This window comes from Amycolatopsis acididurans, from assembly GCF_012328925.1.
Lineage (GTDB): Bacteria > Actinomycetota > Actinomycetes > Mycobacteriales > Pseudonocardiaceae > Amycolatopsis_E > Amycolatopsis_E acididurans.
This window is the reverse complement of the sequence record NZ_JAAXLS010000001.1, coordinates 1-22,849: the sequence shown is the minus strand read 5'-3', so window position 1 is coordinate 22,849 and position 22,849 is coordinate 1. Positions and strand designations below refer to the sequence as shown.

General features: G+C 70.0%; 23 protein-coding genes. 12 read left to right on the top strand and 11 right to left on the bottom strand.

Going from position 1 to position 22,849, the window contains the following annotated elements:
• Positions 1 to 114 precede the first annotated feature (114 nt).
• Entirely contained in the window at positions 115 to 1,965 is a 1,851-nt protein-coding gene (locus HFP15_RS00115) for an ABC transporter ATP-binding protein (protein WP_168510051.1), read from the bottom strand.
• Between the two features lie 65 nt (positions 1,966 to 2,030).
• Complete coding sequence (locus HFP15_RS00110) at positions 2,031 to 3,764, bottom strand: ABC transporter ATP-binding protein (protein WP_168510049.1); 1,734 nt, start codon at positions 3,762 to 3,764, stop codon at positions 2,031 to 2,033.
• 88 nt (positions 3,765 to 3,852) lie between these two features.
• On the opposite strand from HFP15_RS00110, the gene HFP15_RS00105 reads away from it, so the two are divergent.
• Positions 3,853 to 4,443 (top strand): TetR/AcrR family transcriptional regulator, encoded by a 591-nt coding sequence (locus HFP15_RS00105; protein WP_168510047.1) that lies wholly within the window; start codon positions 3,853 to 3,855, stop codon positions 4,441 to 4,443.
• 2 nt (positions 4,444 to 4,445) lie between these two features.
• On the opposite strand, the gene HFP15_RS00100 is transcribed toward HFP15_RS00105, so the two are convergent.
• Positions 4,446 to 5,051, bottom strand: a complete 606-nt coding sequence (locus HFP15_RS00100; protein WP_168510045.1) for a YaaA family protein — start codon at positions 5,049 to 5,051, stop codon at positions 4,446 to 4,448.
• Between the two features lie 9 nt (positions 5,052 to 5,060).
• A complete protein-coding gene (locus HFP15_RS00095) occupies positions 5,061 to 6,281 on the bottom strand; it encodes an MFS transporter (RefSeq protein ID WP_168510043.1) in 1,221 nt (406 codons plus the stop codon).
• Positions 6,282 to 6,578: 297 nt separating this feature from the next.
• Between HFP15_RS00095 and HFP15_RS00090 the strand changes: the two genes are divergently transcribed.
• The 7 genes from HFP15_RS00090 (at position 6,579) to HFP15_RS00060 (ending at position 12,764) form a co-directional block, all read left to right on the top strand.
• A complete protein-coding gene (locus HFP15_RS00090) occupies positions 6,579 to 7,424 on the top strand; it encodes an ESX secretion-associated protein EspG (protein ID WP_168510041.1) in 846 nt (281 codons plus the stop codon).
• 13 nt (positions 7,425 to 7,437) lie between these two features.
• Positions 7,438 to 7,836 carry a hypothetical protein gene (locus tag HFP15_RS00085; RefSeq protein WP_168510039.1) on the top strand — a complete coding sequence of 133 codons (399 nt, stop codon included), beginning with the start codon at positions 7,438 to 7,440 and terminating at the stop codon, positions 7,834 to 7,836.
• An 11-nt stretch (positions 7,837 to 7,847) separates the two neighbouring features.
• Entirely contained in the window at positions 7,848 to 9,674 is a 1,827-nt protein-coding gene (locus tag HFP15_RS43305) for a PPE domain-containing protein (RefSeq protein ID WP_312871326.1), read from the top strand.
• A 10-nt stretch (positions 9,675 to 9,684) separates the two neighbouring features.
• Complete coding sequence (locus HFP15_RS00075; protein ID WP_168510037.1) at positions 9,685 to 10,011, top strand: type VII secretion target; 327 nt, start codon at positions 9,685 to 9,687, stop codon at positions 10,009 to 10,011.
• A 23-nt stretch (positions 10,012 to 10,034) separates the two neighbouring features.
• The gene (locus tag HFP15_RS00070; RefSeq protein ID WP_168511188.1) at positions 10,035 to 10,511 is read left to right on the top strand and encodes a YbaB/EbfC family nucleoid-associated protein; all 477 of its coding nucleotides are present in this window, start codon (positions 10,035 to 10,037) and stop codon (positions 10,509 to 10,511) included.
• 69 nt (positions 10,512 to 10,580) lie between these two features.
• The gene (locus HFP15_RS00065) at positions 10,581 to 11,216 is read left to right on the top strand and encodes an FMN-dependent NADH-azoreductase (protein ID WP_210716574.1); all 636 of its coding nucleotides are present in this window, start codon (positions 10,581 to 10,583) and stop codon (positions 11,214 to 11,216) included.
• Positions 11,217 to 11,318: 102 nt separating this feature from the next.
• The gene (locus HFP15_RS00060; RefSeq protein ID WP_168510033.1) at positions 11,319 to 12,764 is read left to right on the top strand and encodes an MFS transporter; all 1,446 of its coding nucleotides are present in this window, start codon (positions 11,319 to 11,321) and stop codon (positions 12,762 to 12,764) included.
• Here the strand turns inward: HFP15_RS00060 and HFP15_RS00055 are convergent.
• The 4 genes from HFP15_RS00055 to HFP15_RS00040 all read right to left on the bottom strand — a co-directional run bounded on the left by HFP15_RS00055 (position 12,761) and on the right by HFP15_RS00040 (position 15,664).
• Positions 12,761 to 12,967: a hypothetical protein gene (locus tag HFP15_RS00055; protein WP_168510031.1), complete on the bottom strand. Its 207-nt coding sequence runs from the start codon at positions 12,965 to 12,967 to the stop codon at positions 12,761 to 12,763. The genes HFP15_RS00060 and HFP15_RS00055 overlap by 4 nt on opposite strands.
• Before the next feature lie 101 nt (positions 12,968 to 13,068).
• Complete coding sequence (locus tag HFP15_RS00050; protein WP_168510029.1) at positions 13,069 to 14,265, bottom strand: hypothetical protein; 1,197 nt, start codon at positions 14,263 to 14,265, stop codon at positions 13,069 to 13,071.
• Positions 14,262 to 15,062, bottom strand: coding sequence for a class I SAM-dependent methyltransferase (locus tag HFP15_RS00045; RefSeq protein WP_168510028.1), 801 nt, complete (start codon positions 15,060 to 15,062; stop codon positions 14,262 to 14,264). The genes HFP15_RS00050 and HFP15_RS00045 overlap by 4 nt, the downstream gene beginning before the upstream one ends.
• 14 nt (positions 15,063 to 15,076) lie before the next feature.
• A complete protein-coding gene (locus HFP15_RS00040) occupies positions 15,077 to 15,664 on the bottom strand; it encodes a hypothetical protein (protein ID WP_168510026.1) in 588 nt (195 codons plus the stop codon).
• Positions 15,665 to 15,702: 38 nt separating this feature from the next.
• Between HFP15_RS00040 and HFP15_RS00035 the strand changes: the two genes are divergently transcribed.
• On the top strand, positions 15,703 to 16,503 hold the full coding sequence (locus HFP15_RS00035; protein ID WP_168510024.1) for a DUF1295 domain-containing protein: 801 nt from the start codon (positions 15,703 to 15,705) through the stop codon (positions 16,501 to 16,503).
• 75 nt (positions 16,504 to 16,578) lie between these two features.
• On the opposite strand, the gene HFP15_RS00030 is transcribed toward HFP15_RS00035, so the two are convergent.
• The 3 genes from HFP15_RS00030 to HFP15_RS00020 are packed head-to-tail and all read right to left on the bottom strand — an operon-like array spanning position 16,579 to position 19,336.
• Complete coding sequence (locus HFP15_RS00030; RefSeq protein WP_168510022.1) at positions 16,579 to 17,604, bottom strand: NAD(P)-dependent alcohol dehydrogenase; 1,026 nt, start codon at positions 17,602 to 17,604, stop codon at positions 16,579 to 16,581.
• Positions 17,601 to 18,323, bottom strand: coding sequence for an iron-sulfur cluster assembly protein (locus tag HFP15_RS00025; RefSeq protein WP_168510020.1), 723 nt, complete (start codon positions 18,321 to 18,323; stop codon positions 17,601 to 17,603). The genes HFP15_RS00030 and HFP15_RS00025 overlap by 4 nt, the downstream gene beginning before the upstream one ends.
• Positions 18,323 to 19,336 (bottom strand): amidohydrolase family protein, encoded by a 1,014-nt coding sequence (locus tag HFP15_RS00020; RefSeq protein WP_168510018.1) that lies wholly within the window; start codon positions 19,334 to 19,336, stop codon positions 18,323 to 18,325. The genes HFP15_RS00025 and HFP15_RS00020 overlap by 1 nt, the downstream gene beginning before the upstream one ends.
• Before the next feature lie 167 nt (positions 19,337 to 19,503).
• Between HFP15_RS00020 and HFP15_RS00015 the strand changes: the two genes are divergently transcribed.
• Genes HFP15_RS00015 through HFP15_RS00005 form a run of 3 tightly spaced genes read left to right on the top strand, consistent with a single transcriptional unit; the run spans position 19,504 to position 22,747 of the window.
• A complete protein-coding gene (locus HFP15_RS00015; RefSeq protein ID WP_312871322.1) occupies positions 19,504 to 20,967 on the top strand; it encodes an AAA-type ATPase lid domain-containing protein in 1,464 nt (487 codons plus the stop codon).
• Positions 20,968 to 20,993: 26 nt separating this feature from the next.
• Complete coding sequence (locus HFP15_RS00010) at positions 20,994 to 21,425, top strand: OsmC family peroxiredoxin (protein WP_168510016.1); 432 nt, start codon at positions 20,994 to 20,996, stop codon at positions 21,423 to 21,425.
• A 53-nt stretch (positions 21,426 to 21,478) separates the two neighbouring features.
• On the top strand, positions 21,479 to 22,747 hold the full coding sequence (locus HFP15_RS00005) for a helix-turn-helix domain-containing protein (protein ID WP_312871320.1): 1,269 nt from the start codon (positions 21,479 to 21,481) through the stop codon (positions 22,745 to 22,747).
• The last annotated feature ends 102 nt before the right edge of the window (positions 22,748 to 22,849 follow it).

Sequence of the window (22,849 nt, the reverse complement as noted above, 5' to 3'; positions counted from 1 at the left end):
GCCCCCGGCCCAGATGGATAGCGGTTGCCAATCGCGGCATTGGCAGGCGGTGGCCGTATGCCTTAGAGGGGCCGCCTCACGGCGCACCATGAGACGGCCCTCGAACGTACCCGATCAGGCCGTCGCGGCGAACTGGGCGTTGTACAGGCGGTGGTAGGCACCGCGGGCGGCTAGCAGGTGTTCGTGGTTGCCTTGTTCAACAATCCTCCCGGACTCCATGACCAGGATCAGATCGGCATCGCGGATCGTGGACAGGCGGTGCGCGATCACGAAGCTCGTCCGCGAGGAACGCAGCGCCGCCATCGCGTGCTGCACCAGCGACTCCGTACGCGTGTCGACCGAGCTGGTGGCCTCGTCGAGGATCAGCAGCGACGGCGCGGCCAGGAATGCCCGCGCGATGGTCAGCAGCTGCTTCTCCCCCGCGCTGACGTTCGTGCCCTCGTCGTCGATGATCGTGTCGTACCCGTCCGGCAGGGTGCGCACGAACCTGTCGACGAACGTGGCCTTCGCCGCCGCGACGATCTCCTCCTCCGTCGCGTCCGGTTTGCCGTAGGCTATGTTGTCCCGGATCGTGCCGCCGAACAGCCACGTGTCCTGCAGCACCATGCCGATCTGCGAGCGCAGGTCCTCCCGCCGCAGCCGCGTGACGTCCACCCCGTCGAGCGTGATCCGCCCCGCGTCCAGCTCGTAGAACCGCATGATCAGGTTGACCAGCGTGGTCTTCCCCGCACCCGTGGGCCCCACGATCGCGACCGTCTGCCCCGGCTCGGCCACCAGCGAGAGGTCCTCGATCAGCGGCTGGTCCGGCTGGTAGGAGAAGCTCACGTGCTCGAACTCCACGCGCCCCCGGCGCTCGGCGGGCAGCGACGCCTGCGCCGGGTCCGGTTCCTGCTCCTCGGCGTCGAGCAGCTCGAACACCCGCTCCGCCGAGGCCACCCCGGACTGCATGAGGTTCGCCATCGACGCCACCTGCGTCAGCGGCTGCGTGAACTGCCGCGAGTACTGGATGAACGCCTGCACCTCACCGAGGCTCATCGAACCCGACGTGATGCGCAGCCCGCCGACCACCGCGACGGCCACATAACTGAGGTTGGACAGGAACATCATCGACGGCATGATCAGCCCGGAGATGAACTGCGCCCCCAGCGCCGCGCCGAACAGGTCGTCGTTGCGGCGACGGAACTCCGCCTCGGACGCGCGCTGCTGGCCGAACACCTTGACCACCTGGTGTCCGGTGAACGCCTCCTCGATGTGCGCGTTGAGCGTGCCGGTGTTGCGCCACTGCGCGATGAACAGCTTCTGCGAGCGCTTCCCGATGACCGCCGTGACGATCATCGACAGCGGGATCACCGTCAGCGCGACCAGCGCCAGCAGCGGTGAGATCCAGAACATCATCACGATGACGCCGATGACCGTCAGCACCGACGTGAGCAGCTGGCTCAGCGTCTGCTGCAGGGTCTGCGAGATGTTGTCGATGTCGTTGGTGACACGGGAAAGCAGCTCGCCACGCGGCTGGCCGTCGAAGTAGCGCAACGGCAGCCGGTGCAGTTTCTCCTCGACATCGGCGCGCAGCTTGAACACCACGCGCTGCACCACGTTGTTCAGCAGCCAGCCCTGCGCCCACGCGAACAGCGAGCCCGCCACGTACAGGGCGAGCACCCACGCCAGCACCCGCCCCAGCGCGCCGAAGTCGATCGCCGCGCCGGGCACGTGCCGCAGATGCGCGAGCACCCCGTCGAAGATGATGTCGGTGGCCTCGCCGAGGATCTTCGGCCCGGCCACGTTGAACGCGACGCTCGTGACGCCGAGCGCGACGACCGCGATGAGCGCATTGCGCTCGGGCCGCATCCGGCCCGCGAGCCGTTTCGCGGACGGGCCGAAGCTTTTCGCCTTGCTGACCGGCATGCCCATGCCGGTCATGCCGCGACCGACCGGCGCCTGTGGTCTCTGTGCGGTGGTGGTCATGCCGCCCGCTCCGGGGTCAGCCGGGCCCGGTCGGCCCGCGCGAGCGGGGGCTTCGCCGGTGTGGTTCACGCGGCCTCCTGAGGAGTCAGCTGGGACTGGACGATCTCGACATAGGTCGGGCAGGTGTCCAGCAGTTGGCGATGGGTGCCGATGCCGGCGATCGCGCCGTTTTCCAGCACGATGATCTGATCGGCGTCGAGAATCGTGGAAACCCGTTGCGCCACCACGACGATCGCCGCGTCCGCGGTGTAAGGCCGCAGCGCCGCGCGCAGTGCCGCGTCGGTGGCGAGGTCGAGCGCGGAGAACGAGTCGTCGAACAGGTAGATCTCCGGTTTGCGCACCAGCGCCCGCGCGATGGACAGCCGTTGCCGCTGACCGCCGGAGACGTTGGTGCCGCCCTGCGCGATGGGAGCGTCGAGCCCGCCGTCCATCGCCTCGACGAAGTCGCGGGCCTGCGCGATCTCCAGCGCCTGCCACAGCTGCTCGTCGCTCGCCTCGGGATTGCCGTAGCGCAGGTTGCTCGCCACGGTGCCGGTGAACAGGTACGCCTTCTGCGGGACCAGGCCGATCCGGCGCCACAACGCGTCGGGTTCGATGTCCCGCACGTCGGCGCCGTCGACCAGGACGCTGCCGTCCGTGACGTCGATCAGCCGCGGGATCAGCGAAATCAGCGTCGTCTTGCCCGCACCGGTACTGCCGATGATCGCGGTCGTCTTGCCCGCCTCCGCGCGGAAGGAGATGGTGCGCAGCACCGGCTCCGCCGCGCCGGGATAGCGGAAGCCCACCCCGCGCAGCTCCAGCTCGGCGGTGGGACGCAGCTCGCGAACGGGCGCGGCGGGCGGGCGCACCGAGGGCTCGGTGTCGAGCACCTCGTTGATCCGCTCGGCGCACACCGCGGCACGCGGGATCAGCGTCGAGATGAACGTGGCCATCATGACCGACATCAGGATCTGCAGCAGGTAGTTGAGAAACGCCGTCAGCGCGCCGATCTGCATCTCGCCGGAGTCCACGCGGTGCGCGCCGAACCACAGCACCGCGATGCTGGAGGCGTTGAGGATCAACATGACGACCGGGAAGATCATCGCCTGCAGCCGCCCGACCCGCAGCGCGGTGTTCGTCAGCGACGTGTTGGCATCGGCGAAACGGCCGGTTTCGGCGCGCTCACGCACGAACGCGCGCACCACGCGGATGCCGGAGAGCTGTTCACGCAGCACCCGGTTGACCTCGTCGATGCGCTCCTGCATGCGGCGGAACTGCGGCACCATCCGGCTCACGATCAGCCCGATCGCGATCACCAGCACCGGCACGCACACCAGCAGCAGCCAGGACAGCCCGACGTCCTCGTTGAGCGCCATCACGATCCCGCCGACGCACATGATCGGCGCCATGACGAGCATGGTGCAGACCAGCACGACCAGCAGCTGAATCTGCTGCACGTCGTTGGTGGTGCGGGTGATCAGCGACGGCGCGCCGAACCCGGCGACCTCACGGGCCGAGAAGTCCCCGACCCGGTGGAAGATCGCCGACCGGACGTCCCGCCCGAAGGCCATGGCGCTGCGCGCGCCGAAGTACACCGCGCCGATCGAGCAGACGATCTGCAGCAGCGTCACGGCGATCATCCAGCCCCCGGTGGACAGGATGTAGCTCGTGTTTCCCGTCGCGACACCGTGATCGATGATGTCGGCGTTGAGGCGCGGCAGGTACAGCGACGCGATCGTGCCGATGAGTTGCAGGACGAACACAGCCGTCAGCTCGCGGCGATACGGCCGCAAGTACACGCGCAGTAAACGGATCAGCACCGGTCCCCCAGCTGAAGAAACGAACCGTATCTAATATCGTGCAACCTAGACTACCATGGTAAGAAACGCAACGTATCTTAGGAGCAGCGTGACCGAGCGGAGGTCCCGCCGCCGCGGCGAGGAGCTGGAACGGGCGATTCTCGATGCCGCGTGGGAGGAACTGAAAGCGAGCGGTTACGCGTCGCTGACCATGGAGGCCGTCGCGGCGCGCGCCGGCACGAGCAAACCGGTGATCTACCGGCGCTGGCCCACCCGCGCCGAACTGGTGATCGCCGCGTGGCACCGCGAGATGCCCACACGGCCCGTCGCCCCTGACACCGGCTCGCTGCGCGGAGATCTGCTCGCGTTGTTCACGCGCGTGACCAAACGCGCCGACAGCATCATGTCCGAATCGATCGCGGGGGTCATGGGCGAGGCGTTCCGCCATCCCGACATCGCCGAGCTGATGCGCAAGAGGCTGGCCTCCGCACCGTTTCCGCAGGTGATCCAATCCATCATCGACCGCGCGGCCGAGCGCGGGGAAATGCCGCCGGTGACCATCACCCCGCGCGCCGCGCGGCTGCCCTTCGACCTCGTCCGCAACGAAACGATCCTCAACGGCGAGACGAGCCGGACCGCGATCACCGAACTCGTCGACGACGTCTACCTTCCGCTGCTGCGCGGACTGGCCGCGGGCTGAGCTCACGACAGCTCTTCGACGACGGTGCCCGGCGGGAAGTCACCGCCGGCCCAGAACGCGGTGAACGCCCGCGCGAGCCGTCTGGGTACCTCGATCTGCGCGCCGCCCCCGTGGAACTCCATCGTCACCAGCGTCGCTTGGACCTCCCACGCGGTGCGGCGCACGAGTTTCGCGTAATCGGCACTCGCGGACACGAAACTCACCACGCGTTTCGCCCCGATCGCGCGGACCTTGTCGTTGAGCGCTCGTTCGAGCACCCCGTCCGGCCAGTCGCGCAGCTTGAGCTTGCGGTCGTAGTACGCGATCGGCTCGTCCGCGCGCAGCAGGCCATAGCCGCCGCTGAGCACGATGAGCCTGCCGTTGTCCGCGGCTTCGGCCAGCGTCTCGCGGGCGGCGCGGTAGAAGGTGCCGTCGTAACGCCGCCACGCGGGCAGCAGCAGCGGCTGCTCCACCTTCGCCCGCGCGAGCACGTCCTCCCGCGCCCGCAGCAGGTCCGGGGACCAGCCTGCCCGTGCCGGAGCGCCGAGCCGTCCGCCCCGCGACTTCCGCTTCGACGGGCCGACGATCAGCACCGCCTCACGCGGATCGATCGAGGTCAGCGGATGCACGGCAGAACCCTACGCCGACGCCGGATCACGGATCCCCGCCTCCCGTTCCGCGGCCGCGAACGCCCGTGGCGACAGCGCGATCCACACGATCGCCGCACCGATGGCGTGCACGATCCCCGCCTCCAGCCACACCGCGCGCAGCCCGAAACGCGCGGCGACGAACCCGCCGGTCAGCGCACCCAGCGGCGTCAGGCCCCAGGCCAGCGCGCGGTGGCTGGTCAGCACCCGGCCCAGCAGCCGCGGCGGGGTGAAGCGCTGGCGGCTGGACTGCGAGCACACGTTCCACACCAGCACCGTCGCCGCGGTCAGGGCCAGCAGCCCGCCGGCGAGCCACGGCCAGGGCGGCACGATCACGAGCAGCATCGGGAACACCGCCGCGAGCGTCTGCGCGATCCGCATCGCCCACGAGTAGCCCGCCCACCGCACGAGCCGGTTCACGAAGAACGACGAGATCACCCACCCGGCGGCCAGGCAGGCGAGCATGACGCCGTATCCGACGCTGCCCAGCCCCAGCAACTGCGTCACGTACAGCACGAGCAGCGCGCTGATCCCGCTGGCCGCGAACGACCCGAGCCCCACCGTGATGGTGATGGCCCGCAGCAGGCGCGTGGCGACCAGGTAACGCAGCCCCTCGGCGATGTCCCGCAGCGGATGCCGCCCCGAGGCGACGAGCGCCGAAGAGCGGATGCCGCGGGCCAGCGACAGCGCCGTCGCGGCCATGACGCAGGCCAGCCACGCCGGTGCCCCCGCGCTCAACGCGATGAGCCCGCCGGTCAGCGGCGGGACGATGAACTGCACGACGCCGCGGTCGATCACCTGCAGGCGCGCGTTGGCCGCCGCGAACCGCTCCGGCGGCACGATCTCCGGCACCAGCGCACCACTGGCGCCGTCGCCGAGGACCTGCGAGGACGTGACGGTGAACGCCACGATCAGCAGCAGCGGCAGGCTCAGCGCGTGCAGGGTGCCGGTCACCGCCAGCGCCAGCGCGGCGCACACCTGGATGCCGTAGGCCCAGGCGAGCACGGTGGTGCGGCGGACCCGGTCGATGAGCACCCCGGCGAACAGCGAGAACAGCAGCCACGGCGCCTGGCCTGCGACGTTGACCCACGACACCTCACGCGGATCGGTGGTGACGGAGACGGCGAGCAGCGGCAGCGCCGCCAGCAGCAGTCCCTCACCGGCGGAACCGGAGACCGCCACGGCCTGCAGCCGCACCCATCTGTCGCGCAACGCGCACTCCCCCAGTCGCCGAAGTAACCCGAACTCCACAGTAGGAGCGGGCGCGAGTGATTTTCCGCCCCGTTCGGGCGTGGCCCAGGACAAGCGGTATGGACCAGTTCGATACCCCGTCCGGTCACCCGCGCTTCGCCCACCGGTAACCCAGCGGATCAGTCCACTGAGGACCAGAACTACTTTCGGATGTGATTCGGGTCTCCCGGGCGGGGCCCACTCGACAAGCATCACCGCCACGGGGGAAACTAACGATGATCAAGGCTGTGGCCTCTTAGAAAGGTGACATTTTCACCGATGGTGTCCCGGTTCGACTTCACCATGGGAAGCGTGGAGGCCTCCGTCGTCGGCCGCGCCATGAATGCCGACATCCGCCGGTTTCCGTTGCGCGTCAGCGATACGACGATCGACCCCGTCCGCTACGCGCACATGGCCCGCCGTGTTCACGACGACCTGGAACGACGGCGCCTGTCGGTGTCCGGTGAGCTGCACAAGTTCGTCGTGCTCGCGTTCGAACTGCTGGGGCGGGCGCGCGTGTCGCTGGCCCTGGGCGGCCACGACGAGCGTTGCGGCGAGCTCGCCATGGTGGCGGCCACCGACGGCGCGCAGGCGCTGACGATCGGCCAGGGCGATGGTTCGGACGAATTGTGGTTTTCGCTGTTCCCCGACGAGGAACTGGTCGGCGCGCTGGCCGGCACGCTGCCGGGCACCGCGCCCGCCGCGGGCGGCCCGCTATCCATCGAGCACAACGAGGACCGGCCGAAATCGGCGATGGCCGCGCTGCGCGAGGCCGAACGTGAGTTCGACGACGAAGAGACCGAAGCCTTCGACAGCCTGCAGGTCAACCGGGTGCTGCGCGCGCGTGGCGGCGGTGGTGGCCCGCGGCGGCCCTCCGACGCCGAGCGGTTGGAGGAGATCCTCGCCGCACCGAGGCTCGGCAGCGGCTACTTCCTCGCCACCGGCGTCGGCAGGCACGGCGAGAGCCGCTCGGCACAGCCGCTGACCTGGCTGCACACCGAGGACGGCCGCTATCTGGTCGAGACCACCTCTGCGGGCGATGGCACGATGATCATCAGGTATGTTCCGACGAGCAGCGCCGACGTCGCCGATGCCATCAAGCGCATGATCGCGACCGTCTACTGATCGGGGGGTAGCCATGAGCGACGAACAGCAACAGCAGCCGCCGCGGGCGCGGGTGCTCAGCGGTGTCGAGCTCAGGAAACTCGCCTCGGGCGGCGGTTTCGCGGTGGACGAGAACACCGGCGACCGCATGATCCAGGCGCTGCAGGGCATCATCGACAGCCTCGAGACGCGCTGGTCCGCGCTCGAGCAGTTCCGGAAGTCGCCGATGATGGGCACCTCCCCGAGCGCGCGCTGGGTCTCCGATCTGATGGTGCGCACCGCCGACGACGACCGGGGCCTGCTCACCCAGCTGCAGGCGGCACGCGACGAGCTGCCCACCTACATCGACGCCATCAAGCAGGCCAAGGCCAACTACCGGCGGCAGGACGAGAACACCGGCAGCACACTGTCCACATACGACACGCAGGCCTGAGGAGGCGACCAGTGTCCTTCTTCGACGTGACCGCCGATCCCGACTCGCCCTACTACGTCGGCCCGATCGGCCACGACCTGCTCTCCGGTGACGACATCCGGGCCGAGGTCACCAAGCAGGTCGACGAGGACATCGCGAAGGGCTGGCTCGGCGACGTGGTCACGCCGCTGGCCCGCGACAAGGAGATCCAGGACCGCTACGAGGAGCGGATCGCCAAGGCCCGCGAAGGGCTCGACGAGCAGATCGACGTGCGCGACCCCGGCACGCCGCCCACCACCATGTGGGAGAACGCCTCGCACCAGCAGATGATCGACGCCGTCACCCAGGACGCGGACTCGGCGTCCGTGGCCGTGACCTCCGAGGAATGGGTGGCGCTCGGCAACGAGCTCACCGAGCACCAGCGCAACCTCGCCAGCGCGATCGACGACAGCCTCTCGGACTGGCAGGGGTCCGGCGGCGACGCGGCCCGCCAGCACCTCGCGTCGGTGGGCCAGTGGCTGAGCTCCACCGCGAAGGGCGCCAAGCTGACCGGCCGTCAGCAGGAGATCCACTCGCAGGCGCTCAACGAGACACAGAAGCAGATGGCGGCCAACCCGCCCGTGCAGTTCGACGCGCAGGCGGCCAACGCGCAGCTGCAGACGATCACCGATCCGGTCCGGTTCGCCCAGCAGGCGCAGCAGTACCAGCAGACGCAGCAGGAGCAGGAAGCCGCGAGGCAGCAGGCCGCGCGGATCATGAAGCAGTACGACGAGACCATCGGTGGCGCCATCACCACTCCCGCCTTCCCCGCGCCGCCGAAGCTCGCGGCGCCCGGCTCCGCGACCACCGGCGGGATGGCCGCGCGCAACACCGCGTCGCCGATGCTGGCCCGAGTCGAGGCGCAGAGCGCGACGGCTACGACGCCGCAGGCCCCGGCCACCCCGGCGGCGGGGCAGTTCGCGGGTTCGGCCACCGGTACGGGCTCGGTCACCGCCGCCTCGATGCCCGACGGCGGTGCGGTGCCGGGCGGCGCGTCGATCCCCGGCGGTGGCCTGGCCGCGGCCAGTGGCGGCTTCGGCGGCGGTTCGTCCGGGTACAGCGGCGGCTCGTCCGCCGGCGGGACCTCCGGGTACAGCGGAGCGCCCCTCGGCACCGGGTCCTCCTCCCCGGGCACCAGCGGGGTCTCCGGCAGCGGCGGGGGCTCGTACCAGGGTGTGCCGCTGCCCGACGACACGATCGCGTCCTCGACCACCGGCTTCGGCACCGGCCGCACCCCCACCATCGGGTACTCGGGCGGCATCAACGGCGACAGCATCGCCAGCAGGCTCGGCGGCTCGTCCGGCTCCTACGACCCGCCGTCCGGAATCAACGGCGGCACGTTCAACGCTCCCCCGCTCGGCGGCACCACGGGCACCGGCAAGGGGCTCGGCGGTATCGGCAGCGGCAAGGGCATCGGCGGTATCGGCGAGTCCGGTACCGCCGGCAAAGGTCTCGGCGGTGTCGGCGAATCCGGCGGCGGCAAGGGCGTCGGCGGTGCCGGGCTCAAGGGCGGCGGGGGCGCCGGTGGCTCGGCCGCCTCGGCGGGCAGGCTCGCCGCGGGCGCCGCGTCCGGTGCGGTGGCGGCCGAGGAGGCCGCGGCGGCTCGCGCGGCCGGTGCGGCCGCCGGGGCCGGGAACCGGTCCGGCATGGCCGGTGGCGCGCCGATGGCGCACGGCGGTAAGCAGGGCGGCGGCGAGGACAAGGAGCACCGCGTCGCCGACTACCTCGAGGGCGATCCCGAGCTGTTCGAGGGCGACCAGGTGATCGCCCCGCCCGTCATCGGGGACTGGAAGAACACCAAGAAGCCGAAGAAGAAGTAAGAGGCACCGCATGTCATTCGAGGTCGTACCGGACGAGCTCCGGGCGCACGGGAGCCATCTCGACGGGCTCGTCGACCGGCTGCACACCGCTGTCGACGCCGCGAAAACCGTCACGCTGGACGACGAGGCCTACGGCCTGCTGTGCGGATTCCTGCCGCCGATCGTCAACGCGACGACGCAGGACGACGCGACCGACACGCTCAACGCGGCCGTCGAAGGCGTGAGCACGATCGCGGACAACGTGCGCACGGCGGCCACCAGCTACGACGATCAGGACCAGACCAACGCCCAGCCGTTCCAGGCGCAGCTGCGGGAGGGCACGGTGGTGGCTCCGTGAGCACCCCCGGGCTCGGCGGTCTGATGCGGGATCCGGACCAGGCCGCGGCGAGCGTGCAGGCCTGGGCGGACGGTCTCGCCGAGAAGGCCGAGCGTTACCGCGCGGCGCAGGAACGCACCGAGTCGATCCGGCTCAGCTCCACCAACACCGACGGCTCGGTACGCGTTACAGTGCGAGCCGACGGTTCGGTCACTGATCTGGCCCTCTCCGGCCGGGCCCGCTCGATGCCGCTGGAGGAGCTGTCCGCGCAGATCCTGGCCACGATGCGGCGTGCGCAGTCCGGGATCGCCGATGAGGTCTCCGACGTGATGGCGGAGGAGATCGGCGACCAGGACCCCGAAACGCGCTCGCTCATGGTGGACAACCTGCGCAGCCGGTTCCCGGCGCTGGACGAGGACGACACCGAGACCGTGGACGAAGAGCCACCGCCCGCCGAGGACACCCGCGGCGCCGACAACCGGGCCGAAGACAGCGAGGACGAGGACAACAACCCGTGGTGACCCCGCGTTGAGACGCAACCCCGGCCTATGATCACGGGCCGGGGTTCGTCCACGAAAAGGAGCCGTTCCGTGCCGACGTTGCTGCGTCTCGACTCGTCCGCCGCTGGCCGCAAGTCCGTCTCGCGGGAGTTGACCGGGGTGTTCACCGAGGCCTGGCGTGGTGAGGTCGTCGAGCGCGACCTGCACGCCTCCCCGCTGCCGCACCTGCCCGACGCGGCACTGCACTACGCGCCACGGCTGCGCACCGGGGACGAGAAGCCGGGCGCGGCGGCGGAGCGGCTGCAGGAGCAGCTCGTCGCGGAACTGCTGGCCGTCGACGCGGTCGTGATCGGCGCACCGATGTACAACTGGTCGATCCCCTCGACCCTGAAGGCCTGGCTGGACTACGTGCACGTGCTCGGCACGACGGTCCCGTTCGACACGCAGGACCAGCCGCTGGCCGGGAAACCGGTGGTCGTGCTCTCCAGCCGCGGCCTGGAGTACGGGCCGGGCACGCCGGACGAGGGCAAGGACCACACGCTGCCGCCTATCGTGCAGATCCTCGGCGTCTCGATGGGCATGGACGTCACGGCCCTCGTCGCCGACCTGACACTGGCCGAACGTCTCCCGCCGCTGGCGCCGCTCGCAGGCAAGGCGCGCGACAGCCTCGCCGCGGCTCACGAGCAGGCACGGGAGCTGGCCGGGAAGCTCAGCGGAGCGCTTTAGCCCGCCCTGTTCCCGGCAAGGGTTTTCGTCACGTTCCTGGAATTACGTCCTTCCCGCCGTTACCTTTGTCAGACAAGTAGTTAGGTGGCGGAAGGAGTTTTGGTGCGCGCGTTCCGTACCAAAGCTCACGGCACCGGCCTGCTGACCACGGTGCTCGCGTTCGCGGGCGTGGTCGTCGCGGTGATGCAGACGCTCATGGTTCCGCTGCTGGCCGATCTGCCGTCCCTGCTGCGCACCAACCGCTCGGACGCCACGTGGGCCATCACGATCACCCTGCTCACGGCCGCCGTCGGCACCCCGGTGCTGGGCAGGCTCGGCGACATGTGCGGCAAGCGGCGGATGCTGCTGCTGTCGCTGTCCCTGATGATCGTGGGCTCGGTCGTGTGCGGGCTCTCCTCCGCGCTGCTGCCGATGATGGCCGGCCGCGGTCTGCAGGGGTTCGCGATCGGCGCCATCCCGCTGGGGATCAGCATCATGCGCGACGAACTGCCGCCGGAGCGCCTCGGCGCCGCGGTGGGCCTGATGAGTTCCTCGCTCGGCGTCGGCGGCGCGCTCGCGCTGCCCGCCGCGGCGCTGGTCGCGGAGCACTTCGACTGGCACATGCTGTTCTTCGGCGCGGCCGCGCTCGGCGGGCTGAGCCTGCTGCTGGTGCTGCTCGTGGTGCCCGAGTCGCCGGTGCGGGCCCCGGGCCGCTTCGACATTCCCGGCACCATCGGGCTGTCGGCGGGGCTGGTCTGCCTGCTGCTCGGGATTTCCAAGGGCGGCGACTGGGGCTGGGGCGGCGGCCGCACACTGGGGTTCTTCGGCGCCGCCGCCGGCGTGCTGCTGGTGTGGGGCTGGTTCGAGCTGCGCATCGCCGAGCCGCTGGTGGATCTGCGTACGACGGCGCGGCCGCAGGTGCTGCTCACCAACGTCGCCTCGATCCTGGTCGGGTTCGCGTTGTACGCCACACAGCTCGTGCCGCCGCAGTTGTTGCAACTCAGCAGCACGACGGGGTACGGGCTGGGCCAGTCGATGCTGATGGCCGGGCTGTGCGTCGCGCCGAGCGGGCTGTTGATGATGCTCGTGTCGCCGGTCGGCGCCCGGATCATCGCGCGGCGCGGACCGAAGACGTCGCTGCTGTCCGGTGTGCTGGTGCTCGGCGCCGGCTACGCGGCCGGGCTGATGCTGCTGGAGGCGCCGTGGCAGCTCGCGGTGTTCTCCGCGATCGCCGGCGCCGGTGTGGGCCTGGCGTACGCGTCACTGCCCGCGCTGATCATCGACGCGGTGCCCGACACCGAAACCGCCGCGGCCAACGGGCTGAACGCGCTGATGCGCTCGATCGGCACGTCGTCCTCCAGCGCCGTGGTCGGCACGGTGCTCGCGCACATGACGACGTCGTTCGGGGCGGTTTCGGTGCCCAGCCTCGCGGGTTTCCGTACCGCGTTCGTGATCGGCTGCGCGGCGTGCGTGGCCGCGGCGGCGGTCACCGCGTTCATCCCCGGCCGCCGCGGGCGTGCGATGCGCACCCCCGCGGTGCCGGAGAAGGCTACGACCGTTGCCCGCTAGGCGGTTCGTTCGGCGGTGAACGACAGCGGCGCCCACGACGCCTGGACACATATGCCGAAAGCACCGACCGCGACATACAGCACCAGCACCGCGGACGAGCCGGAGTCCAGCTGTATGGCCACCCACAAGATGAGCCTGCCCCGCACCAGACCGGCCACAGTGGACGCCGGCGTCGTGCCGGGCCCGCCCGCTTTCCCACCCACCGCGTCCCGTGTGAGGGCATCGGCACTTTCCGGGAACGACGCTGAACAGCACGGCGCTGGCCGGGAATCGGTAGCCTGTCTCACTTTGAGACAGAGCATGCTCATTTCCCGGTAACGAGCGGCACCACGACCTGCAGCACGGCGAGCAGGATGGTCACGAACGTCAGGATCGCGATGAGGAAGTTCATCCGCACCTGGTAGACGTGCCTGCTCTCCTCGTCGATCGCCTCGGCCTGCCGGTCCAGCCGGTTGATCAGCCGCTCCAGCCCCATCGACGATTCGAGTTTGCGTTCCAGCGCCCCGATTTCGGGCGGTACCAGCAGATCCAGCAGCCGCACCACGTCGTTGAGCGACCGGCGCAGCGACTGCCCGCTGGTGATCAGCACGCGGCGCGGTTTGCCGGGCATCACCTGCCGTGCCTGCCGCAGCCACTGGTCGGCTCGCGCGAGTTGCATGAGGACGCGTTCGACGAAGAACAGCACGCCGTGGTCCAGTCCGGCGGTCGCGGAGTCCAGTTCGAAGAACGGCTCCACGCGCCCGCGATGACGTTGTGTGTAGGCACGCTGGTGCTCGACATAGTCGCCGCCCTTGTTGTTGATGCACAGGGCGCCGTTGTCGGTGGCGTAGATGGCGAAGAAGTCCCGCGAACCCCAGTGCTGCCCGAGCCTCGTGGCGGCCCACTCCTCGTTCACGAACCGCCAGCCCTCGTCGGCCTCGGCCAGTCCGTACAACGGTTTCGCGAGGCCGCGTGCCGTCGCGGCGGCCGGACCGCCGTGGTGGGCGCGCAGTTCGGCGCACCAGCCGTATCGCACCAGCTCGATCTGGGGCCCGTGGTTGACGGCCGTCATCGCGGCGCTCAGCGCGTCACGCGCGGAGGCGTACCGCTCGCCGCGGAACCGGCCGTGCACCTCGCCGTCACCGTTGCCGCCCGGACGTCCCTGAAAGCTCTGGAGCACCGCGATGGTCAGGTCGATTTCGTCGGCGGTGACGACGGTTTCGGCGATCCGGACGGAGACGAGCACGGTGAGCGCCTCGTACCGTTCGTGCCAGCCGAGCACCACCCGGGTCGGCAGGACGCGCCCGCCGGCCACGATCTCGAACAGGTCTTCGACGATGGCGGTGCGCCGGATGCCGGTGAGCCCGAAGAACTTTTCGGCACTGGTGAACTCACCGGGCGGCGGGACGAGCAGTCCGGTCTCGTCGCCCGCCACGGTCAGATTGTCGAATTCGGTGCGGGTCAGGGTCAGCGCCCACGCGAAAGTCAGCAGCAGCTTGCCGTCCTTGCGCGGAACGCTCACGCACGTCTCCCGTCACGGCGCCACAGCGTGAAGATGTCGCGGCCGAGGTGGTGCCGCAGGGCCGGGTGCCCGTTGACGAGGTCGTCGCGGTCGGCGTAGGAGTCGAGCACGCCGAAGTCGTCGAGCACGTGGTAGGTCCACTCCCAGACCGGGCTCCAGCCGGTGGCCGCGACCTCCTTGCCGAACTCCTCGGGGTCGAGCAGCCGCACCGGCAGCACACCCGTGCGCGCGCCGGTCGTGAGCGCCTCGTCGAAGCGGTGCCGGTCGACGGATTCGTACCGGATTTCGCCGTTTTCGCGCCATTCCAGCACGTAGCCGCCGCCGCCGACCGGTGCGCGGCTGTAGGACATGACGAGCAGCGCGTCCGGTGCGGTGATCTCGTGCAGGTGGCGCAGCGCCGGTTCGATCGCGCCGGTCGGCATGTGCTGCACGATGTGGCTGCACAGCACGAGGTCGTACGGTCCGCCCTGGACCTCGGCCATCGACGCCGTCCGGAACGCGATCTCGGTGTCCGCCGGAAGCGAGGTCGCCCGGGCATGGGCCAGCCTGTCCGGATCGGGGTCGGCCGCGGTGACGTGCGCGGCGTAGCGGGCGAGCCAGGGCAGCAGGCGGCCGTCGCCGCAGCCCGCGTCGAGAGCACGAGTTCGTGCGCGCGGCGCGGTCAGCCGTTCGCCGAGCAGTTCGAGCGCGCGGCCTTCGCTGGCGGCCCAGTATCCGGGGAATGGTTCGTGCCGCTCGATGAAGGATCGGGTGACCCGGTCGCCGGGATCCGGGTAGCTGTATTCGTGCGGCGGCACCGGACGAATATAGCTCACAGCGGGGCTTCGCGGAAAAACGCGACGATCTCCTCGGCGCTGGCGAACGGCCGCGCGGCACCGAACGGGGCGTTCCAGAAAGCACCCTCGCGGGGCCGGTGCGGGCCGACGTAGGCGTAGGGCTCGGGCGAGTAGGAGTCACCGGGCGAGATGCCGTAATTGACTTCGCCGAGGACGATGCCGAGGTCGAAATGCTCGGGCCACAGCACGGGTTCACATCCCGGTGCGAAGGCGGGCAGCGCCCGCTGTCCCAGTGCGAAGGCGTTGAGCGCCCTGGCCGTGATCTCCGGTTCGAGCACGATGGTCTCGCCGGGCTCGGCGGCCGAGCCGTCGGCGTACAGCCCGTCGGGCGCGCCCGCCTCGATGCCCACCGCGGAGGCCGCGTCGGCGTAGGTCCGGCCGTTCAGCGCGACCACCCGCTCCCCCGCGACGAGCCGGTCACCGTCGAGCCGCAACTCCGGCTGCCGAGTCGTGCCGAAGCCGCCGCCGGTGACCTTGAGCCGGACGGTGCCGCTGGCCCGGTACTGCGGCCCGGCGAGCAGCAACTCGGCGATTCCGTGCAGCGACCGCAGGGTGGGGTTCATGAGGCCGAACCTACCGCCTGGGTTCTAGAGTGCGATCCATGAGCGCGCTGGTGCTGTGTCTGTGGATCTTCGCCGGGGTGACGGCGGCGACGTGGCTGGCCTCGGTGGCCACGCGCGAGTACAGCTGGGTGGACCGGATCTGGTCGCTCGTGCCCATCGCCTACCTCGCGATCTTCGCGGGCGCGGCCGGGTTCGCCGACGCGCGCCTGGACGTCATGCTCGTGCTCGGCGTGCTGTGGGGCGCAAGGCTGACGTTCAACTTCGCGCGTAAGGGCGGGTACGCGCCCGGCGGCGAGGACTACCGGTGGGCGGTCCTGCGCGGCCGCATGGCGCCGTGGCAGTTCCAGGTGTTCAATTTTTTGTTCATCAGCTTCTACCAGAACCTGCTGCTCCTGCTGATCACGCTGCCCGCCTGGACCGCACTGAACCACCGGTCCTCCTACGGAATCTGGGACGCGGTGGTCACCGTCGCGTTTGTGGCGTTCCTGGTCGGCGAGACGGTCGCCGACCAGCAGCAGTGGAACTTCCAGCAGTGGAAGCGGGCGCGGATCGCGGAGGGCCGCGAGCCGGAGCGCCGCTTCCTCACCGCCGGTCTCTTCCGCTACTCGCGGCACCCCAACTTCTTCTTCGAACAGGCCCAGTGGTGGGCGATGTTCTTCTTCGGCGTGGCGGCCGCGGGTTCCGTTCTCCAGTGGACGGTCATCGGGCCGGTGCTGCTCACGCTGCTGTTCATCGGCTCGACCCGGTTCACCGAGAGCATCAGCCTCGGCCGCTATCCGGAGTACGCCGGCTACCAGCGCGAGACGTCCATGCTGATCCCGTGGTTCAGTCGTCGATGATCACGCCACCAGCGGAGTCCGTGGGGGATCCCTCACGGCGCAGGGCACCACGAGGGAATCCCCCACGGCGTGTCGCTACGGCGTGAGGATCGCCCTGCCGCGGATCCGGCCGGCGTCCAGGTCGTCGATCGCGTCCTGGAACCGCTCCAGCGGATACTTGCTGGTGTGCAGGCGAACCTTGCCCTGCGCGGCCAGCACCATCAACTCGCACAGGTCGTTGTACGAGCCCACGAGGTTTCCGACGAAGTTGATCTCGGTGGAGATGATGTCGATGGTCGGCACGTCGATGTTCTCGCCGTAACCGACGACGTGGTAGTCACCCGCGCGCCGCAGCATCCGCACGCCCTCGGACGTGGCGCCGCCCTCGCCGACGAAGTCGACCACGACCTCGGCGCCGTGCCCGCCGGTCAGCTCCAGCACCTCCTCCACGTGCCGTCCATCGGCGACCACGCCGTGGTCCGCACCGATGGACACGGCCAGCTTCACCGCGTCCGGGTTGCGGTCCACCACGATCAGCTCCGCGGCCGAGATCGCCTTGAGCACCTGGATCCCGATGTGCCCGAGGCCGCCCGCGCCGATCACGACGGCCTTGTCGCCGGGCCGCAGCCGCCGCGCCGCCTTGGCCGCCGCGTGGTAGGCCGTCAGCCCCGCGTCGGCCAGCGCCGCGACGTCCGACGGTTCGAGCGCGTCGTCGATCTTCACGACGCTGCGGGCGGAGGTCTTGAGGTACTCCGCGTACCCGCCCGCGGTGTCGATTCCGGGGAACTGGTTGTTCTCGCAGTGCACGTCGTCGCCGAACCGGCAGGCGCGGCACAGCCCGCACGTGATGAGCGGGTGCACGATGACCTTGTCGCCTTCGGACACGTTCGTCACGGCGCTGCCGACGGCGTGCACCCAGCCCGCGTTCTCGTGCCCGATCGTGTAAGGCAGGGTGACGCCGGACTTCTCCGCCCACTGTCCTTCGAGGATGTGGATGTCGGTGCGGCACACCCCCGCCCCGCCGATCTTGACGATCACGTCGAACGGACCGGTCACCTCGGGTTGCGGCACCTCGGTGAGCCGGAGGTTCTCGTGATAGCCGACGACCTGGACTGCCTTCATGAAGCTTTCTCCTTGACATCGTTGCTGCGCGGCGCCTGGTCGGCCTCCGAACCCGGGTAGCGGGTCCGCAGCAGGCCACGGCACCAGTGGGCGTTGCCGTCCATCGAGATGCGGATCGACCGGGCGAACCGCAGCCGGAACGGCACCTCCTCGCGGGGATAGGGATTTCCGTGGTCGTCGACCAGCACCGGCGCGGACGGTTCGGTGCTCAGGCCCAGTGCCTCGCGCCGCCGCAGCAGCGCGCGGCTGGACTTCTCGTCGGGCAGATCGCCCAGCGTCACGTCGTGCAGGTCCTCCTCGGGCAGGTCCTTGTTCCGGCGCAACATCTGGGTCAGCACCCGTTCCATCGCCGCGGTGTGCGCCTTGCGCCGGAAGGTGAGCCGCAGTTCGTCCAGGCTGGTCTCGGCCTCGTGCCCGAACGTCCCGACATATCCGGCGTCGGCGGCCAGGCCCCGGTTGATGAGCTCGGAGTCGTGGTGGTCGTCCAGCATCACCGTGACCTGCTCGGCCAGCGGCGCGAGCGCGTCCTTGGCATCGGAGGCCATGAGGTAGGCGAAGTTCGGCGAGCAGAACGACGTCGGCAGTCGCAGGTGGACGGTCACCGTGGACCCGTCGACCTCCAGCGAACGCACGAAACCGAGGTCGGTGATCGGCTCGTCCAGTTCGGGATCGATGACGGTACCGAGCGCTTCGCGCGCCCTTGTCTGCAGATCCGTCATCACGCCACCGACACAGCCCGCGTCTCGACCTCCGGCAGCCGCAGCGCCTCGGGCACCTCGATGTCGTACATCTTCGCCGCGTTCAGTCCGAGGATCTTCTTCTTCTGGGCGGTGGTCAGCGGCGCGTACTCGGTCATGTCGCCGGGGATCTGGAAGTCCACGAACCGCTCGATCAGCCAGCGCGGCGTCCACAGCGCGTAGTCGCTGGAGAACTGGATCCGGTCCTCGTCGAGCCAGTACAGCAGTTCGCCGATGATCTGGGCGAAGTAGCGCGGCCGGGTGTGGATGAACGGGATCGCGACCGCGAGACCGGCGTGCACGTTCGGCTCCTGCGTGGCGATCCAGCAGAAGTCCTCCAGCCGGGGCAGGCCGCAGTGCTCGATCACGAAGTTCAGGTCGGTGAAGTCGGTGGCCACCTTGTCGACGTCGGCGACGTCGAAGGCGTCCCGGTCCAGCGGCCGGATCGTCGGTCCTTTGTGGATGTGGATGTTGCGGATGCCCAGTTCCTGGCAGGCCTCGAAGTACCGGTATGCCCACGGGTCGTCGAGCTTGTAGCCGCGCGAGTCGCCCTGCCATTCGGCCGTGTAGAGCTTGACGCCCTTGAGACCGAAGCGCTCGGCGTCGCGGCGCAGTTGCCGCAGGCCCTCCTCGCCGTTGCGCGGATCGAAGTTGTGGTTGTAGGTCAGCTTGTCCGGGTGCTTGCTCGCGAGCGCGAAGGCCTCCTCGGTCTGCCCGAACCCGTTGTTGTAGAAGGCACCGAGGTAGGCGGGCTGGAAGATGGCGTGATCGACGTAACCGTCGGTGAACAGGTCCTTCATCAGCCGCTCGCCGCCCTGGTAGAGGTAGTCCTCGTAGGGCCACACCTCGCTCTCGGGGCTGAGGTTGCGGTGGTAGTCGTAGAAGCAGTCGATGAACTGCTTGCCGTGGATGTTGCGCTGGTTTTCCGGGCGCGCGTCCCACAGGGCGACGTGGGCATCGACGATGAAGTAGTTCTCGCCGTCTTTGGTGTACACAGGTTCTCCTCCGGATCGTGACGACCGTGGCACGTTCTGGCACGAAGCTAGGGAACGAGACCCCTCCCGCACGGCCTCACGGCGTCTCAATTTGAGACAACGCGGTGATCCGGACCTGCTATAGGCGCGCGGTAGCCTCGTCTGGGTCGACGCAACGTGGCGCCGAAGTGGAGGTCGAAGTGGAGGAACAGCAGCCAACCGGCGGAAACCGGGCGGTGCTGCCGCCGCGGCTGGCCGCGTCCTGGCAGCGCAGCGCGCAGTACGGGGTCTCGCCCGACGAGGTCGAACCGGTGTTCACCGGGGCGGTCGACCATGACTCCCTGTTCTATGAATGCGGCCAGGAAGTGCTGCAGGGTCTGCACGCCACCCTCGCGAACGAGCCGGTCAGCCTGATGCTCACCGACAGTGACGGCCTCGTGCTCAGCCGGCTGTGCGCCGATTCGAGCATCCTGCGCTCCCTCGACCGTGTTCATCTCGCGCCGGGTTTCTACTACTCCGAACGCAACGCCGGTACCAACGGCCTCGGGCTCGCGCTCGCCGACCGCGCTCCGTCGCTGGTCAGCGCCGAGGAACACTACTGCTCCGGGCTGTGGGGCTACACCTGCGCGGCCGTGCCCGTGCTGGAACCGGCGAGCAACCGGCTCATCGGCAGCGTCAACCTCACCACCTGGTCGCGGTCGTCCCAGGACCTGCTGCTGGCGCTCGCGCAGGCCGCGGCGGGCAACACCGCGGCGCTGATGCTGGCGCGTGCGAACGGCCGCAACCCGTCGCGCCAGCCGCGTGGCGAGGTGTTCCGCGTCTACTCCGATCGGCTGCCCGGCAATGCCCTGTCCCTGTCACGTGGCTGGCGGGACGCGCTGAGCGAGGCCGGCACCGCGCTGGCACAGGGCCGCGTGACCTGCGTCGTCGGCGAGGCGGGCGCGGGCAAGACCGCGCTCGTGTCGCTGGCGCGGCGCTCGGCCGCCCGCACCCGCGAGCGGATCCTCAACGCCCGCCCGCCGTCGCCTCAGGACGCGGCCGCGTGGCTCGCGTTGTGGACCCCGGAGCTGGCCAAGGAGAACACCTGCGTCGTGGTGTCCGGGGTGGACGAACTGCCCGCGTGGGCGGCGGCCGAGCTGGCCGCCAAGTTCACCTCGGTGCGCACCACCGCGGAGCGGATGCAGCCGTTCGTGATCACGGCGGAGAACTACGCCTCGATCCCCGAAGAGCTGAGCACGCTGGTCGAGACCGTGGTCGAGGTGCCCGCGCTGCGGTTCCGGCCCGACGACATCCTGCCGCTCGCGAAGCATTTCGCGGCCGAATGCCGCGGCCGCGACGTGCGGTTCACGGCGCAGGCCGCACGCGCTCTGACCGCGTACGAATGGCCGGGCAACGCCAAGCAGTTGCGCCGGGTGGTGCGCGAGGCGGCGGCACGGTCCGACGTGATCGACATGCGGCACCTGCCGCCCGAGGTGTTCACTGGGCCAGGACACCGGCTGACCAGGATCGAGGCCGTCGAACGCGACGAGATCGTGCGCTGCCTGACCGAACCGGGCGTGACGGTCGCGCAGGTCGCCCAGATGCTGGGGATGAGCCGCGCGACCGTGTACCGCAAGATCGCGCAGTACGGCATCAAGCTTCCCGGCCGGTGATCCGACATGAGTGAAGGGAGCCCGAGATGACCGATCGCATCGCCACCACGACCTGGACCGGCGCGCTGCCCAGCGGTTCCGGCACGGTCACCCTCGAATCGTCGAAGGCGGCCCAGTTCGCGGTGTCCTGGCCCGCGCGCGCCGAGGCACCGGACGGGTTGACCAGCCCGGAGGAGCTGATCGCGGCCGCGCACTCCTCGTGCTACAGCATGCAGCTGTCCGCGATACTGACCCAGGCGGGCACCCCGCCGGAGCGGATCGAGACGAACGCGAAGGTGAGTTTCGGTCAGCGCGGCGAGGGTTTCGCGATCACCGGGATCCTGCTCACAGTGCGCGCGAGCGTGCCCGGAATCGAGCTGACCGACTTCAACGCCGCCGCCGAGCAGGCGAAACAGATCTGCCCGGTCTCCGCCGCGCTCACCGGCACCGAGATCACCCTCGACGCGGCGCTGATCTGAGCGTTACCGTGAATGTGTCCTGGCCCACAAGGATGTGACGGCAAGGGAGCTTGGTGCGCCTCGAACCGCTGGAGCCCGCGCTGGGAGTAGGTGAGGATCCGCGCAGTTACGCGCGGATCCTCGCGCGCGTGCACGAGGCCGCGTTGTCCGGGGATCAGCCGCCCGCCCGCCCGCGCACCGTCATCGAGCAGTCGTGGGGCCGGGTGGCGCGGCACGGCGTCGATCCCGATCGAGGCGGCGATGCCGTACCGCTGCCCGCCGAAGAGGTCGAGCAGCGGCGTCGCGCGTCCGGTCTCGCCGACGTGCTGTCCGTCCTGCGCGGTGGCCTCGTCTCCGTCGCCGACGAGGCCTCGCACATCATGGTCGTGGTCGACGCCGAGGGCCGGGTGCTGTGGCGCGACGGCAGTGCCTCGGTGCGGCGCCGCGCCGACGGGCTCGGTTTCGTCGAGGGCGCGTCCTGGGACGAGGACACCGTCGGCACGAACGCGATCGGCACCGCGCTGGTGGTGCGGCAGCCGGTGCAGGTGTATTCCGCCGAGCACTACGTGCGCACCCACCACGCGTGGACGTGTGCGGCGGCGCCGGTGCACGACCCGAAGGACGGCACGCTGCTGGGCGCGATCGACGTGAGCGGCCCGGCGCCGAGCGTCCATCCGAGCACACTCGCACTGGTCGACGCGGTCGCCAGGCTCGCCGAGGCCCAGTTGCGCACGGCGCATCACGCGGAGCTGGAGCGGCTGCGCACCGTGGCCAGCCCGATGCTGGCCCGGATCGACGGCCCGGTGCTGGTCACCGATCCGCACGGCTGGGTCGCGGCCGTCGCCGGGTTGCCGCCGGTCAACCGGGTGCTGGTGCCCGAGCGCATCGCCGATGGGCAGACCTGGCTGCCGTCGGTGGGACCGTGCACCGCCGAGCCGCTGCCCGGCGGCTGGCTGCTGCGCCCGGTCCCCGACGACGGCGCACCGGTCACGCGAGTGGTGCTGGACCTGCGCGAACGCACCCAGTGGACGCTGAACGTCAGCGGAGCGAGCGGGCAGTGGGAGCACAAGCTCAGCCCCCGGCACGCCGAGATCCTGTTCCTGCTCGCCTCGAACCGCGCCGGATACCGCGCGCCGGAACTGGCCGGCGGCCTGTTCGGCGACGCGGGCCGCACGGTCACGGTGCGCGCCGAGATGTCGCGGCTGCGACGTCATCTCGGCGGGGTGCTCGAGCACCGGCCGTACCGGTTCAGCGACCGGGTCGAGCTCATCGTGCGCCGCCCCGCCGACCCGGCCGACCTGCTGCCCTTCTCGACCGCCCCCGCGGTGCTGGCCTCGCGCTGACTTCGCCCGCGGCGCGTACCGCGGTGGCACGGTTCGGCTCGCCCTCCGTCCGCACCGGGCATTCCCGCACCACGACTGCACCCGAACCCAGCCCGCACCGCG

Bases quoted from the DNA above. Each gene is read 5' to 3' on its own strand.
- HFP15_RS00115 (WP_168510051.1), bottom strand. From the start codon at position 1,965: ATGACCACCACCGCACAGAGACCACAGGCGCCGGTCGGTCGCGGCATG.
- HFP15_RS00070 (WP_168511188.1), top strand. From the start codon at position 10,035: ATGCGGGATCCGGACCAGGCCGCGGCGAGCGTGCAGGCCTGGGCGGAC.
- HFP15_RS00025 (WP_168510020.1), bottom strand. From the start codon at position 18,323: ATGACGGATCTGCAGACAAGGGCGCGCGAAGCGCTCGGTACCGTCATC.
- HFP15_RS00075 (WP_168510037.1), top strand. From the start codon at position 9,685: ATGTCATTCGAGGTCGTACCGGACGAGCTCCGGGCGCACGGGAGCCAT.
- HFP15_RS00010 (WP_168510016.1), top strand. From the start codon at position 20,994: ATGACCGATCGCATCGCCACCACGACCTGGACCGGCGCGCTGCCCAGC.
- HFP15_RS00035 (WP_168510024.1), top strand. From the start codon at position 15,703: ATGAGCGCGCTGGTGCTGTGTCTGTGGATCTTCGCCGGGGTGACGGCG.
- HFP15_RS00090 (WP_168510041.1), top strand. From the start codon at position 6,579: ATGGTGTCCCGGTTCGACTTCACCATGGGAAGCGTGGAGGCCTCCGTC.
- HFP15_RS00085 (WP_168510039.1), top strand. From the start codon at position 7,438: ATGAGCGACGAACAGCAACAGCAGCCGCCGCGGGCGCGGGTGCTCAGC.
- HFP15_RS00030 (WP_168510022.1), bottom strand. From the start codon at position 17,604: ATGAAGGCAGTCCAGGTCGTCGGCTATCACGAGAACCTCCGGCTCACC.
- HFP15_RS00040 (WP_168510026.1), bottom strand. From the start codon at position 15,664: ATGAACCCCACCCTGCGGTCGCTGCACGGAATCGCCGAGTTGCTGCTC.